A 12,876-nucleotide genomic window follows, 5' to 3' on the forward strand; every position below is an offset into this window, starting at 1 on the left:
CGTGGAACCAGGTGCGACAGCGGTCGAGGTATTGTTCGCCACTGCCGCTGGTGTCGTCGGCTGATTGCGCAACGACAGCTGCGCCAGGCTCTGGGCCAGGCCGTTCAGGGCTGGCATGCTCAGGCTGAAGGCTTTGACGGCTTTACCGCTCGAGAGTTCTTGCAGCAACTGCTCCAGCTGTCGGGCATCGGCGTTCACTCGGCGCTTCAGCGCGCTTTCGTTCAGGTACAGCCCCAGTAAGAGACTGCCGAGTGCCACGACGGCGGCCAGGAGCAGCATCAAGGAGGGTGGTGAGGATTGCAGGGCAGGGCCGGGAGTAAACGTCAGCTTCCAGTTGGGGTAGCCAGTGGGAAAGTCCACGGATCGACCGCCATCGCCTTGCCCTCGGGTAAGAAAGCTTTGCGCCGGTGCATCGCCGAATTGCTGGCTGAGCACGATCTGCCCGACGTCGGCAGGAGCTTCCGGCAAAGCGTTCGTCAGGCGTTGCAGCTTGAAGGCCAGCAGCAGCGTACCGTTGACCGGGGCATCGGGTGCCGTGCGCAATGGCGCAACGCTGTAGATGACCCAGTTGTCGCCTATTTTGCGGGCTTCTGGGGCAGGCGTTTCGCCTTTGCTCGCTTTGGCGAGCATGTCCAGCGTGGCGAAGCTGATCGGCAAGGTGCCTTGATTGTCGACGCTGTTGAAACCCGTCGCAAGCACGCGGGCGCCAATCACGCCGTCTCGATACGCCAATTGATTCTGCGCAGTTTCGATCAGTGCAGGGTTGTTGCTTTGCAGGGTCTGAGCCAGGGTCGCATCCATCGCCGCAGCTTGGGTGCCCGCGTTGATCTGGCGCAACGCCTTGCCGATGGCGCCCGCTTGAGCGGTGCCCCAGGCCTGAGCGAGTTGGTCTTTTTCCTGCGGCTGGCTGAGCAGGCCCAGCCAGACCAGAATGGCCGCGGCGATCAGGCCGATGAGCGAGGGAACAAGGCCCGGGCTTGCCAGACTCAGATTGGAGTCCTTGCCCGCTGCGTCAGTCGTTTCTGGGCGAGGCGTCGCCTTGGCTGTGCGCTTGATGCCTTTCAAACTTGACTCTCCCTGCTCGAACTTCCTGAGGCGATTTTATAGTTATTGCATCGTGACGGGCCCGGTCAGGGCTGCGTCGACAGCGTAGCCAAGGGAACTCCCGCGTAATCAGTGGCTGCCGGAGTGACCGAAGCCACCTGCGCCGCGCTGGCTTTCGTCGAATTCTTCAACGACTTCGAAGTGCGCCTGCACAACGGGTACCAGCACCAATTGAGCGATGCGCTCGCCGATGGAGATCTTGAAAGCGCTCTGGCCACGGTTCCAGCAGGACACCATCAGCTCGCCCTGATAATCGGAGTCGATCAGGCCGACCAGGTTGCCAAGAACAATACCGTGCTTATGGCCCAGGCCGGAGCGCGGCAGGATCAGAGCGGCCAGGCCTGGGTCTGCGATGTATATCGACAGGCCGGTGGGAATCAATAGGGTCTGGCCGGGCTCGAGCACCGTTTCCTCTTTGAGCATGGCGCGCAGGTCCAGGCCGGCGGAACCGGTGGTGGCGTAGGCCGGGAGCGGGAATTCGCTGCCAATGCGAGGGTCGAGGATCTTGGCTTGTAGAGCGTGCATACGTGATTAAACCTGGTTCATTCGGTCGGCGATAAAAGTCACCAGCTGGCGGGCAATCTTGGCCTTGCTGGTCTGGGGGAAGAGCGTTGCCTGCAACGCTCGGTCGATCACGCTGCACGCGTTCTCTTCGCTGTTGAAGCCAATGCCTGGATTGGCGACATCGTTGGCGATGATCAGGTCGAGGTTCTTGTCCTTGAGCTTGCGTGCGGCGTAGTCGAGCAGGTGTTCGGTTTCGGCGGCGAAACCGACACTGAACGGGCGATCCTGACGCTGGGCGATGGTCGCGAGAATGTCCGGGTTACGGACCATCTGCAGCAGCAGGCCATCGCCGTTGGTAGGGTCTTTCTTCAATTTCTGTGGCGCAACGACTTCTGGACGGTAGTCGGCGACGGCCGCGGAGGCGATGAACACGTCGCACGGCATCGCGGCTTCGCAGGCCGCGAGCATGTCGCGGGCGCTGACCACGTCAACACGCGACACCCGGTCCGGGGTCTGCAGGCTGACCGGTCCTGTAATCAGCGTGACCCGGGCGCCGGCTTCTGCAGCGGCGTCAGCCAGAGCAAAGCCCATTTTCCCGGAGCTGTGGTTGGTGATGTAGCGCACCGGGTCAATGTTTTCCTGAGTTGGCCCGGCGGTGATCAGCACGTGTCTGCCCGTCAGGCTCAGGCGCTGGAAACAGTCGGCAGCGGACTGCGCCAGGTCGTTGGGTTCGAGCATGCGGCCGTAGCCTACGTCGCCACAGGCCTGGCTGCCGCTGGCCGGGCCGAACATCCGGAAGTTGCGCTCCTCGAGCACTCGCAGGTTGGCCTGCACGGAAGGGTCGCGCCACATGGCCTGATTCATGGCGGGGGCGACTGCGACGATGGCGTCAGTGGCCAGCACTACGGTGGTCAGCAGGTCGTTGGCGATGCCTTGAGCCAGTCGCGCCATCAGGTCGGCGGTGCCCGGTGCAATCAGCACCATGTCGGCCCATTTCGCCAGTTCGATGTGGCCCATCGCAGCTTCGGCGGCGGGATCGAGCAGGTCCATGTGGACCGGGTGGCCGGACAGCGCCTGCATGGTCAGCGGGGTAATGAACTCGGCACCGCCCTTGGTCATGACGACGCGCACTTCGGCGCCGTGGTCGCGCAACCGACGGACCAGCTCAGCGCTTTTATAGGCCGCGATGCCGCCGCCGACGCCGAGAACGATGCGTTTCCGATACAGCCGCTGCATAGGCCTGCCTTTTGGTCGAGTTAACACGCGGCAATCAAACGCCTCCCCAGGCCGGACTGTCGCGCAAAAAAGATGGGCTAAGATAACACAGCGACCGCACGGGAACAGCGGTGCCCACATCCATGGAGGTGCTATGAGTATTCGCGATTGGCCTGCAGCCGAACGGCCGCGAGAGAAGCTGCTCGAGCGGGGTGCGTCGAGTCTTTCCGACGCTGAATTGCTCGCTATTTTCTTGCGCACTGGCGTATCCGGAAAAAGCGCGGTGGACCTGGCCCGACATCTTTTGAGTCAGTTCGGCAGCCTCCGCGCGCTGCTGGAGGCCAACCTCACCGCATTCAGTAACGAGCTTGGGCTTGGCCCCGCCAAATTCGCCCAATTGCAGGCGGTCATGGAAATGGCGCGACGCCACATGGGTGAGGGGCTCAAGCGTGGCTCGGTACTGAAGAGCCCGACTCAGGTACGCAGTTACCTCAAGGCCCTGCTGCGGCACGAGCCTCACGAAGTGTTCGGTTGCCTGTTTCTTGATAGCAAGAATCGAGTTCAAGCCTTCGAAGCGCTGTTCCATGGTTCGATCAACGTCGCGCATGTTCACGCCCGGCAGGTCGTCAAACGCGCACTTGCCAACAACGCGGCTGGCGTCATTCTTTGCCATAACCATCCATCCGGCGTAAGCGAGGCGAGTCAGGCCGATATCGAGCTGACCCGGCACCTGAAGGAAGCTCTGGCGATGGTCGACGTGGTGGTGCTCGACCACGTGATCATCGGTGATGGCGATCCGTTGTCGATGGTGGAGCATGGCTTGATTTAGGCAAGCGGCGCTGTTCGCCCTATCCCAGTAGCAGTCAGGCTGCCGGCAGTTGCGATGTTGAGGGCGCTGTCGCTGGCGAGCCGTGCTGCTACTAGGTGAGGCTCATCGGTAAAGGTGCTTTTTACTTGACCATCACCTTCGAAAAGTCCTGCCGTCCGAACGGGCTGACGTCGTAACCCAGAATGTTCTTGCGGGTAAGGGCAAATGCGGTTGGATGTGCCAGCGGCAGCCAAAGCGCCTGTTTCTGGATTTGCTCCTGCGCCTGATGATAGAGCTTGGCGCGCTGGCCTTGGTCGGTCACGGCCTTGCCTTGGCTGATCAGCTTGTCCAGCCCTTCGTCACAATAGCGGGCGAAGTTGGTTCCGGACTTGACCGCTGCGCAGGAAAACTGCGGCGTGAGGAAGTTATCCGGGTCACCGTTATCACCGGCCCAGCCCATGAACAGCAGGTCGTGTTCGCCGGTCTTGGCGCGACGAATCAGTTCGCCCCATTCGATCACCTTGATGTCGGCCTTGATGCCCACCGCAGCGAGATCGCTCTGCAGCAGTTGCGCGCCTGCACTCGGATTAGGGTTCAGCAGACTGCCGGAAGGGCGTGTCCAGATCGTGGTCTTGAAGCCGTCTTTCAAACCGACCTTGGCCAGCAGTTCCTTCGCCTTGGCGACGTCATGCTTGTAGCCCGGCAAATCGTTGGCGTAACCCCATGTGTTGGGCGGGTACGGGCCATTGGCGGCGCGCGCCGAGCCTTCGAATACAGCTTTGAGGTAGGTGTCTTTGTCGAATGCCAGGTTGATCGCCTGACGCACTTCAGGCTTATCGAGCGGCGGATGCTGGCTGTTGATTGCCAGGAAAGCGGTCATGAACGCGTCGGTCTTTTCGACTTTCAGGTTCGGATCCTTGCTTGCCTCAGAGACATCCAGCGGCTTGGGCGATAAGGCCACCTGGCATTCATTGGCGCGGATGCGTTGCAAGCGCACATTGGCGTCCGGGGTGATCGCATACACCAGCGTGTCGACAGCGGGTTTGCCTGCGAAGTAATCCGGGTTGGCCTCGTAACGCACCACCGAATCCTTCTGGAAACGCTTGAACACGAACGGGCCGGTGCCAATGGGCTGGCTGTTGAGCTTCTCCGGCGTGCCGGCTTTCATCAGTTGCGCGGTGTATTCAGCGGAGTAAATGGAAGCGAAGCCCATGCTCAACGTGGCAAGGAAGGTCGCGTCGGGGTGATCGAGGGTAATGCGCACGGTGCTGGCGTCCGGCGCTTCGATTTTCTTGATCAGCGACGGCCACTGCATCGACTGGGCATGAGGGAAGCCCTGCACGGCGACCTTGTTCCATGGATTGGCCGGATCGAGCATGCGCTTGAAGCTGAACAGCACGTCTTCAGCGTTCATGTCGCGGGTCGGGGTGAAGTAATCGGTGTGGTGGAACTTCACGCCGGAGCGCAATTTGAAGTCATACGTCAGCCCGTCAGGCCAGACGCTCCAGCTTTCTGCCAGACTGGCGACCAGCTTGCCGGTCTGGGCGTCATAGTCGACCAGACGATTCATCAGCACGTCGGCTGATGCGTTGGTGGTGGTCAGCGAGTTGTATTGCACAACGTCAAAGCCTTCGGGGCTGGCTTCCGTGCAAACGCTCAGGCTGGTTGCGCCCTGCGCCAACAAAGGTGCGGACAGAGACGCAAGCAACAAGGGTAAAACAGCTAGGCGCATGGCGATTTTCCTTTCAGAGATAGCCCATCTGCCGGCGCAGTCTGGTGAGGGACTAACCCTAGACTATGGATAAGCGCAGGACAATCGCTCTGGCGCGACGAGTGGTATATTTCCCGCCGCGCCCCTTGCGGCTGGCCTCGCCAGACCTAAAGCCCTGAGTTTCTTTCAGGTAATTCGTCGTTTGTGTTGTTGCACCACGGGGTTTCTGGTATAAAGCAGCGCTCTTTTCTAGGGGCCCGCTGCCTTCACCGCAGGTGTGGCCGGTAAGACCCCTGAAGAAACGCGGCGCCTGGCGCCAAATGACTGAGAGATTAAGCGGCCAACCCATGCCGGGTTGGGCATGTGGTTTTAGAGGGCTGAGGCATGTCGAGAGTCTGTCAAGTTACCGGTAAGGGTCCGGTAACCGGGAATAACATTTCCCACGCGAACAACAAAACCCGTCGTCGTTTCCTGCCAAACCTGCAGCATCACCGCTTCTGGGTTGAAGAAGAGAAACGCTTTGTACGTCTGCGCGTATCTGCCAAAGGCATGCGCATCATCGACAAGCGCGGCATCACGGTCGTTCTGGCCGAAATCCGCCGCGCTGGCGCTAAGGTTTAAGGGAGAGAATCATGCGTGAATTGATCCGTTTGGTGTCGACCGCTAACACCGGCCACTTCTACACCACCGACAAGAACAAGCGCACTACCCCGGACAAAATCGAAATTAAAAAATTCGATCCGGTTGCTCGCAAGCACGTGATCTACAAAGAAGCCAAAATCAAGTAATTGATTTTCGCCTCTTACGAAAAAGCCCGCAGTGATGCGGGCTTTTTTGTGGGCGAAAGGTTCGTGATCAGACCTTCTGCTCGAACACCACGTAAATCTTGCGGCATGGCTCAAGCACTTCCCAGGTGCCCTTGAAACCTGCCGGGATCACGAAGCGGTCTCCCGCACGCAGGGTCTTGGCCTTGCCGTCTTCGTCACGGAGCACCGACACACCCTGCACGATTTCGCAGTACTCATGCTCGGTGTAATTGACCTTCCACTGCCCGACTTCGCCTTCCCACACACCCGCATTCATCTGGCCGCACGGACTGTTGTAGTGGTTGTAGATAATTTGGCCGGGGTCACCCTTGAGGATTTTTTCCGCAGCGGGGGTGAAGCGTTCTGCGCTGGTGGAGGCTTCACTGAAGTCGACGACGCTTTCGATACTCATGTCCCTGGCTCCTGAATCGGCAATGGAAGATTGTTATTTGATGAGGGCTTTCGGCGATAGTGCCGGGCGTCTTTATCACCCTCTGTTGAATAAAATGCACGATTCCGCGTCGTTTTGCCTATTTTTGTCCAATATATTGGAAATTCACACGGCGCTGGTTTAGGGTGACGGATGCCTTTGGCCGATCCGACAGCATGTCAGGCGATGTCCTACAGCACGGTTCATGAGCGCGAGGGCGCGCACATTTCATAAGAGGAGGATGCTTCATGACCACCCTGACTCATGCTGACTGGGAAAAACGCGCCCAGGATCTGAAAATCGAAGGCCGCGCCTTCATCAATGGCGAATACACCGACGCCGCTTCCGGCGCCACCTTTGACTGCATCAGCCCGGTCGATGGTCGATTCCTCGCCCACGTCGCCAGCACTGATGCCGCAGACGCCCAGCGCGCCGTCGAAAACGCTCGTGCCACTTTCAATTCCGGTGTCTGGTCGCGTCTGGCGCCGGTCAAGCGCAAGGCGGCGATGATTCGCTTTGCTGCGCTGATCAAAGAAAACGTCGAAGAGCTGGCCCTGCTCGAAACCCTCGACATGGGCAAGCCAATCAGCGACTCCTACGGTATCGACATTCCAGGCTCCGCGCAGGCGTTGAGCTGGAGCGGCGAGGCCATCGACAAGCTGTACGACGAAGTCGCTGCTACTCCACACGATCAACTGGGCCTGGTGACTCGCGAACCAATCGGCGTTGTGGCGGCCATCGTGCCGTGGAATTTCCCGCTGCTGATGGCGTGCTGGAAACTGGGCCCTGCGCTGTCGAGCGGCAACTCGGTGATTCTCAAGCCTTCGGAAAAATCCCCACTGACCGCCATTCGCGTCGCGCAGTTGGCTGTTCAAGCGGGCATTCCGGCCGGCGTGCTCAACGTCCTGCCAGGTTATGGCCACACCGTCGGCAAGGCGCTGGCGCTGCACATGGACGTCGACACGGCGGTGTTCACCGGTTCGACCAAGATCGCCAAGCAGTTGCTGATCTACGCGGGCGAATCGAACATGAAGCGTGTCTGGCTGGAAGCCGGCGGCAAGAGCCCGAACATCGTCTTCGCCGACGCGCCGGACCTGCAGGCTGCTGCTGAATCCGCCGCCAGTGCCATTGCCTTCAACCAGGGAGAAGTCTGCACCGCAGGCTCGCGTCTGCTGGTTGAACGCTCGATCAAGGACAAATTCCTGCCAATGGTGATCGAGGCCCTGAAGGCCTGGAAGCCGGGCAATCCGCTGGATCCGGAAACCACCGTCGGCGCGCTGGTGGACACGCAACAGATGAACACCGTGCTCTCGTACATCGAAGCCGGTCACACCGACGGCGCCAAACTGGTCGCCGGTGGCAAGCGCATCATGCAAGAGACAGGCGGCACCTACGTCGAGCCGACAATCTTCGACGGCGTGACCAATGCCATGAAAATCGCGCAGGAAGAGATCTTCGGCCCGGTGCTTTCGGTGCTGACCTTCGATACCGCTGAAGAAGCAGTGCAGATTGCCAACGACACGCCTTATGGCCTGGCCGCAGCAGTGTGGACAGCCGATCTGTCCAAGGCACATCTGACGGCTCGCGCATTGCGCGCTGGCAGCGTCTGGGTCAACCAGTACGACGGCGGCGACATGACTGCGCCGTTCGGTGGCTTCAAGCAATCGGGCAACGGCCGCGACAAGTCGCTGCACGCGTTCGACAAATACACCGAACTGAAGGCGACCTGGATCAAGTTGTAAGGTCTCGCGTTGCAAAACGTGTAGCAGTCCGGCTTGCCGGCGGCAGCGTATTTTGAAGGACCGCCGTCGGCAAACCGGGCTGCTATGGGTTATCGCAGATTCAAATTCGACAGCAGCCGGGTTTCCCTCAAAGAGCCCGGCTGTTTTGTCTCATCCCTTAAGCCACAGGAGCGTGGTGATGCGCTGGGGTACTTATTTCGCGGTGCTGTCGTCCGTGCTGAGCGTCGGTCTGGCGCTGGGCGTGAGCATGCCGCTGGTGTCGTTGCGTCTGGAAGCCTGGGGTTACGGCGCCTTTGCCATTGGCGTGATGGCTGCTATGCCCGCCATTGGCGTTCTGCTGGGCGCCAGTCTTGCCAGTCGACTGGCGTCGATGCTCGGTACCGCGAACCTGATGCGCCTTTGCCTGTGGGGCGGTTCGATTTCCGTGGGTTTGCTGGCGCTCCTGCCCAATTACTGGATCTGGCTGGTACTGCGGCTGATGCTCGGCGTGATCCTGACCATGGTCTTCATCCTTGGCGAAAGCTGGATCAACCAACTCGTCACCGAAAACCTGCGCGGCAAGCTCGTCGCGCTTTACGGCAGTTGTTACGCCCTGAGCCAGTTGGGCGGCCCGTTATTGTTGGGCGTCATCGGCACCGTGCACGATTACGGCTTCTGGGTGGGCACCGCACTGCTCGCGACCTCGCCGTTCCTGCTGTTGGGCAGAACCGGCGCGCCGAGTGCCGAGTCGAGCCACGTTACGTTGAGCGATCTGGGAGGCTTCTGTCGGCAGATGCCTGCGATTGCCTGGGCGATTGCGTTATTCGCCGGGTTTGAGGCGATGATTCTGACGCTGCTGCCGGTGTATTGCCTGCAACAGGGCTTCACCCCGGAAGTGGCGCTGGCGATGGTGAGCACCGTGGTGGTGGGGGATGCGCTGCTGCAGCTGCCTATCGGGGCCTTGGCCGACAAGATCTCTCGTCGTCGACTGTTCTCCGGCTGCGCACTGGCGTTGATGCTGTCGAGCCTGGCGATCCCGTTACTGGTGGATACGCAAGCGATCTGGCCGCTGTGGGTGGTGTTCGGCGCCAGTGCGGGCGGGCTGTTTACTCTTTCGCTGATTCTGATCGGCGAGCGGTACCGAGACGATGCGCTGGTGCGCGCCAATGCTCACGTAGCGCAGCTGTGGGGCATCGGTTGTCTGCTCGGGCCTCTTGCAGCAGGGGCTGGCAGTCAATGGATCAGTGGCCAGGCGCTGCCGCTGCTGATGGCGGCGGGGGCGTTGGGGCTGGTGATCCTGTCGCAACGCCCGAGAGCATTCGGTGCACAGCCCGTCGCGGCTTAAAGCATCTTTTCAAGACCCACTGCGCTGCTGAACCAGGCGTTCAGTCGGCGCCACCAGTCGCCGGGCTCCTTGTACAGCGTGTGAATCTTGCCGTTGTCTTCCGTGACCCAGACCACGCGATCATTTTCCAGCTTTGCCTGATAGCTTATGGCGGGCGCCATACCCTGCAGCGCCAGTTCACGAAGGTATTCGGTCAATTCCGGGCTGTCGACCAACACACCGACTTCGGTGTTCCATAGCACCGAGCGCGGGTCAAAGTTGAAGGAGCCGACGAAGGTTTTCTGCCGGTCGAAAATCATCGCTTTACTGTGCAGACTGGATTCGGAGCCACCCTTGAGCGTTCTGGTGCGCAAGAAACTCGGCCCGCTGCCCCGGTTGCTTGGGTCACCTGGCTGGCGGCGCAGCTCGAACAGCTTCACGCCATGGGCCAGCAGCGCCTTGCGATAGGGCGCGTAGCCGCCATGCACGGCGGGTACGTCGGTGGCCTCCAGAGAGTTGGTCAGCAGACTGACCGACACGCCCTTGTCTGACAGCCCCGTGAGATAGGTCACTCCATCCTGACCCGGCACGAAGTAGGCCGAGATCATCATCAGTTCCTGGTGCACATTCAGCAGGTCCGGGCTCAATTGGGTGGTGAGCAACAGATGCGGGTCAGGTTCTGCGCGTGAAAGGACTTTGGTCGGCGCGTCCCACAGAGCCTGGTTATGCGCCCAGATCAGTTCGTTGAGCCAGGTTCTCATGCGTGGCTGGGTTTTGTAGGCCATCAGCCTTTCATAGAGCGCTTTTTTCTCGACGTGGGCCTGTTCCAGCGAAGCTGCCAGTCGCTTGCGGGCCTTGGCCAGATCCTTCATGTCCGGCGGCCAGTAGATGAAATCATCGACCGGTTTGCTCAGGGTGCTGTTCCAGTACTGATCGAAGCTGTGACCCAGTTGCTCGGCCACAGGCCCCACGCTGAGCATGTCGATATCGGTGAAGTTCAGGTTGGGCTCGGCGTCGAAGTACTCGTCGCCCAGATTACGGCCGCCGACGATCGCCACCGCGCTGTCGGCCAGCCACAGTTTGTTGTGCATGCGCCGATGCTGCAGCGACAGGTTGAACAGCCTGCCCAGCGCACGCGTTGCCCCGGTGCTGCGCCCCAGGTTGAGAGGGTTGAACAAGCGGATCTGGATATTGGGATGAGCGGCAAGCGTCGCTATAACTTCATCGAGGCCGTCGCTGGTGGTGTCGTCCAGCAGGATGCGCACCCGCACGCCACGGTCGGCAGCCTTCAGCAGTTCATCGATCAGCGCCCGCGTGCTCAAACCATCGTGGACGATGTAGTACTGCAGATCGAGACTGGTCTTGGCATTGCGAATCAACTCGGCCCGCGCCATGAAGGCCTCGGTGCTGTTGGGCAGCAGGCGAAAGCCCGAGCGCCCTTCATGGGGGGCGGCCTGAGCCATGATCGAGCGGCCGAAAGACGATTGGGAAGCCGGCAATGCCTGGCTGGGGCCGTCTTGCTGCGCAGGCGTACCGGCACAACCGCTGACGGCAAGGGCAAAGGCCAGAAGTAGGGACAGTGCCCATTTGTTCGTCAACACAGTCATCCAGAAGTCACACCATGGCGATATGACCGCATTTTCCGCAAAAGGTTAAATCATCGGGGTCGCTTGACCCATGAGACGCGCCGCCATTGCGCCGATCTTGCGCACCGCTTCCTCGATCTTCGGCGTCGGCTTGGCGGCGAAGTTGAGTCGCAGGCAGTTTCTGTATTTGCCGGAGGCGGAAAAAATGCTGCCAACGGCGATCTGTACGCCTTGCCCTTCAAGCGCTCTGTTCAGACGCAGGGAGTCGAAGTCTTCCGGCATCTCGATCCACAGCATGAAGCCCCCTTGCGGGCGACTGACTCGCGTGGCCTCGGGGAAGTAACGCGTCACCCAATCGGTCATCAGATCGCGGCTGCGCTGATATTGGCCGCGCATCCGGCGCATGTGCGGTTCGTAGTGCCCGGCTTGAAGAAACTCCGCGATCGCCAGTTGCGGCTGAGTCGCCGTGGAGCCAGTGCTGATGTATTTCATGTGCAGCACTCGGTCCAGATAGCGGCCCGGCGCTACCCATCCCACGCGCAAACCGGGGGCAAGGGTTTTGGAGAACGAACTGCAAAGCAAGACTCGTCCGTCTTCGTCGAAGGATTTGATCGTGCGCGGGCGAGGGTAGTGGTAGGCAAGGTCGCCATACACATCGTCTTCGATGATCGCCACGTCGAACCGCTGAGCAAGTGTCAGCAAGGCGCGTTTACGATCCTCGGGCATGATGTAACCCAGCGGGTTGTTGCAGTTGGGCGTCAGCTGTATGGCCTTGATCGGCCATTGTTCGAGGGCCAGTTCCAGCGCGTCGAGGCTGATGCCGGTGATGGGGTCGGTAGGTATTTCCAGCGCTTTCATGCCCAGGCCCTTCAACGCCTGCATGGCGCCGTGAAAGCTCGGCGAGTCGACCGCGACGATGTCTCCCGGCTGGCAGATCGAGCGAATACTGACCGCCAGCGCCTCCTGCGCGCCTGTTGTGATCACCAGATCGTCCGGGCCGACATTGGTCCCGGAATCCAGTAACAGGCGTGCGACCTGATCGCGCAGGCATTGGGTGCCGTTGATGTTGTCGTAATACAGCCCGGGCATGTCCTGGCGACGGCTGATCTTGCCCAGTGCCTGAGTCAGCGGGCGCAGCGTGGGGCTGGTGATGTCCGGCATGCCGCGGGCGAACTGCACGACATCGGGGCTCGGGACGGCGCGGGCCAATTCCAGCACCTGATCCCACTGTGAAATATCCACAGGCCGCTGCGCGGGGCGTCCTACGACTGGCAGGGCAGGAGTCTTGCGACTGGCGGGAACGAAGTAACCCGACTTGGGGCGCGGCGATGCCAGACCGTTGTCTTCCAGCAATCGATACGCCTGTTGAACGGTGCTCAGGCTCACCCCGTGTTCGACGCTCAGCGCTCGTACCGACGGCAGCCTGTCGCCCGGGCGATAGAAGCCGCTTTCGATGCGTGTGCCGAGTAATTCTGCAAGGTTGACGTAGAGGGTCATGGGCGTACTCCCGCACAGTGTCGCGTCGGTTGACCGATACAGATAGCGCGAAAATACAGCATTCAGGCGCCAATGTATGGGGTCTGTATGCAAAAAATTAGAATTCTTTGGATCTGTAATGGTTTTCCATACAGACGCATCATGGAATCACTTGAAACCTATGATGAGGT

General features: G+C 60.4%; 11 protein-coding genes. 5 read left to right on the plus strand and 6 right to left on the minus strand.

The annotated features are described in order from the left end of the window. Positions 1-1,173 precede the first annotated feature (1,173 nt). Both dut and coaBC read right to left on the minus strand, forming a co-directional pair. Entirely contained in the window at positions 1,174-1,629 is a 456-nt protein-coding gene (gene dut / locus BWR59_RS05980; protein ID WP_081564720.1) for a dUTP diphosphatase, read from the minus strand. 6 nt (positions 1,630-1,635) lie between these two features. Further along, on the minus strand, positions 1,636-2,844 hold the full coding sequence (gene coaBC / locus BWR59_RS05985) for a bifunctional phosphopantothenoylcysteine decarboxylase/phosphopantothenate--cysteine ligase CoaBC (protein ID WP_081564721.1): 1,209 nt from the start codon (positions 2,842-2,844) through the stop codon (positions 1,636-1,638). Between the two features lie 133 nt (positions 2,845-2,977). Here coaBC and radC point away from each other — a divergent pair, with 133 nt between their 5' ends. Further along, positions 2,978-3,652: a DNA repair protein RadC gene (radC, locus tag BWR59_RS05990; protein WP_081564722.1), complete on the plus strand. Its 675-nt coding sequence runs from the start codon at positions 2,978-2,980 to the stop codon at positions 3,650-3,652. 121 nt (positions 3,653-3,773) lie between these two features. Here the strand turns inward: radC and BWR59_RS05995 are convergent, their stop codons facing one another. Next, on the minus strand, positions 3,774-5,363 hold the full coding sequence (locus tag BWR59_RS05995) for an ABC transporter substrate-binding protein (RefSeq protein WP_081564723.1): 1,590 nt from the start codon (positions 5,361-5,363) through the stop codon (positions 3,774-3,776). A gap of 363 nt (positions 5,364-5,726) precedes the next feature. Between BWR59_RS05995 and rpmB the strand changes: the two genes are divergently transcribed. Together rpmB and rpmG are read left to right on the plus strand one after the other, a co-directional pair. Further along, positions 5,727-5,963 carry a 50S ribosomal protein L28 gene (gene rpmB / locus BWR59_RS06000; protein WP_037016669.1) on the plus strand — a complete coding sequence of 79 codons (237 nt, stop codon included), beginning with the start codon at positions 5,727-5,729 and terminating at the stop codon, positions 5,961-5,963. Positions 5,964-5,974: 11 nt separating this feature from the next. Next, positions 5,975-6,130 carry a 50S ribosomal protein L33 gene (gene rpmG, locus BWR59_RS06005; protein ID WP_062379766.1) on the plus strand — a complete coding sequence of 52 codons (156 nt, stop codon included), beginning with the start codon at positions 5,975-5,977 and terminating at the stop codon, positions 6,128-6,130. A gap of 67 nt (positions 6,131-6,197) precedes the next feature. Here the strand turns inward: rpmG and BWR59_RS06010 are convergent, their stop codons facing one another. Next, on the minus strand, positions 6,198-6,560 hold the full coding sequence (locus BWR59_RS06010; RefSeq protein WP_081564724.1) for a cupin domain-containing protein: 363 nt from the start codon (positions 6,558-6,560) through the stop codon (positions 6,198-6,200). Positions 6,561-6,826: 266 nt separating this feature from the next. On the opposite strand from BWR59_RS06010, the gene BWR59_RS06015 reads away from it, so the two are divergent. Next, on the plus strand, positions 6,827-8,320 hold the full coding sequence (locus tag BWR59_RS06015) for an aldehyde dehydrogenase (RefSeq protein ID WP_081564725.1): 1,494 nt from the start codon (positions 6,827-6,829) through the stop codon (positions 8,318-8,320). A gap of 178 nt (positions 8,321-8,498) precedes the next feature. Beyond that, positions 8,499-9,644 (plus strand): MFS transporter, encoded by a 1,146-nt coding sequence (locus tag BWR59_RS06020; RefSeq protein WP_081564726.1) that lies wholly within the window; start codon positions 8,499-8,501, stop codon positions 9,642-9,644. On the opposite strand, the gene BWR59_RS06025 is transcribed toward BWR59_RS06020, so the two are convergent. Both BWR59_RS06025 and BWR59_RS06030 read right to left on the minus strand, forming a co-directional pair. Continuing rightward, positions 9,641-11,230, minus strand: coding sequence for a phospholipase D family protein (locus BWR59_RS06025; RefSeq protein ID WP_081564727.1), 1,590 nt, complete (start codon positions 11,228-11,230; stop codon positions 9,641-9,643). The genes BWR59_RS06020 and BWR59_RS06025 overlap by 4 nt on opposite strands. Positions 11,231-11,275: 45 nt before the next feature. After that, entirely contained in the window at positions 11,276-12,706 is a 1,431-nt protein-coding gene (locus tag BWR59_RS06030) for a PLP-dependent aminotransferase family protein (RefSeq protein WP_081564728.1), read from the minus strand. Positions 12,707-12,876: the final 170 nt, after the last annotated feature.

Source organism: Pseudomonas sp. Bc-h, assembly GCF_002080045.1.
Lineage (GTDB): Bacteria > Pseudomonadota > Gammaproteobacteria > Pseudomonadales > Pseudomonadaceae > Aquipseudomonas.

Bases quoted from the DNA above. Each gene is read 5' to 3' on its own strand.
- BWR59_RS06020 (WP_081564726.1), top strand. From the start codon at position 8,499: ATGCGCTGGGGTACTTATTTCGCGGTGCTGTCGTCCGTGCTGAGCGTC.
- dut (WP_081564720.1), bottom strand. From the start codon at position 1,629: ATGCACGCTCTACAAGCCAAGATCCTCGACCCTCGCATTGGCAGCGAA.
- coaBC (WP_081564721.1), bottom strand. From the start codon at position 2,844: ATGCAGCGGCTGTATCGGAAACGCATCGTTCTCGGCGTCGGCGGCGGC.
- BWR59_RS05995 (WP_081564723.1), bottom strand. From the start codon at position 5,363: ATGCGCCTAGCTGTTTTACCCTTGTTGCTTGCGTCTCTGTCCGCACCT.
- rpmG (WP_062379766.1), top strand. From the start codon at position 5,975: ATGCGTGAATTGATCCGTTTGGTGTCGACCGCTAACACCGGCCACTTC.
- rpmB (WP_037016669.1), top strand. From the start codon at position 5,727: ATGTCGAGAGTCTGTCAAGTTACCGGTAAGGGTCCGGTAACCGGGAAT.
- BWR59_RS06025 (WP_081564727.1), bottom strand. From the start codon at position 11,230: ATGACTGTGTTGACGAACAAATGGGCACTGTCCCTACTTCTGGCCTTT.
- radC (WP_081564722.1), top strand. From the start codon at position 2,978: ATGAGTATTCGCGATTGGCCTGCAGCCGAACGGCCGCGAGAGAAGCTG.
- BWR59_RS06030 (WP_081564728.1), bottom strand. From the start codon at position 12,706: ATGACCCTCTACGTCAACCTTGCAGAATTACTCGGCACACGCATCGAA.
- BWR59_RS06010 (WP_081564724.1), bottom strand. From the start codon at position 6,560: ATGAGTATCGAAAGCGTCGTCGACTTCAGTGAAGCCTCCACCAGCGCA.
- BWR59_RS06015 (WP_081564725.1), top strand. From the start codon at position 6,827: ATGACCACCCTGACTCATGCTGACTGGGAAAAACGCGCCCAGGATCTG.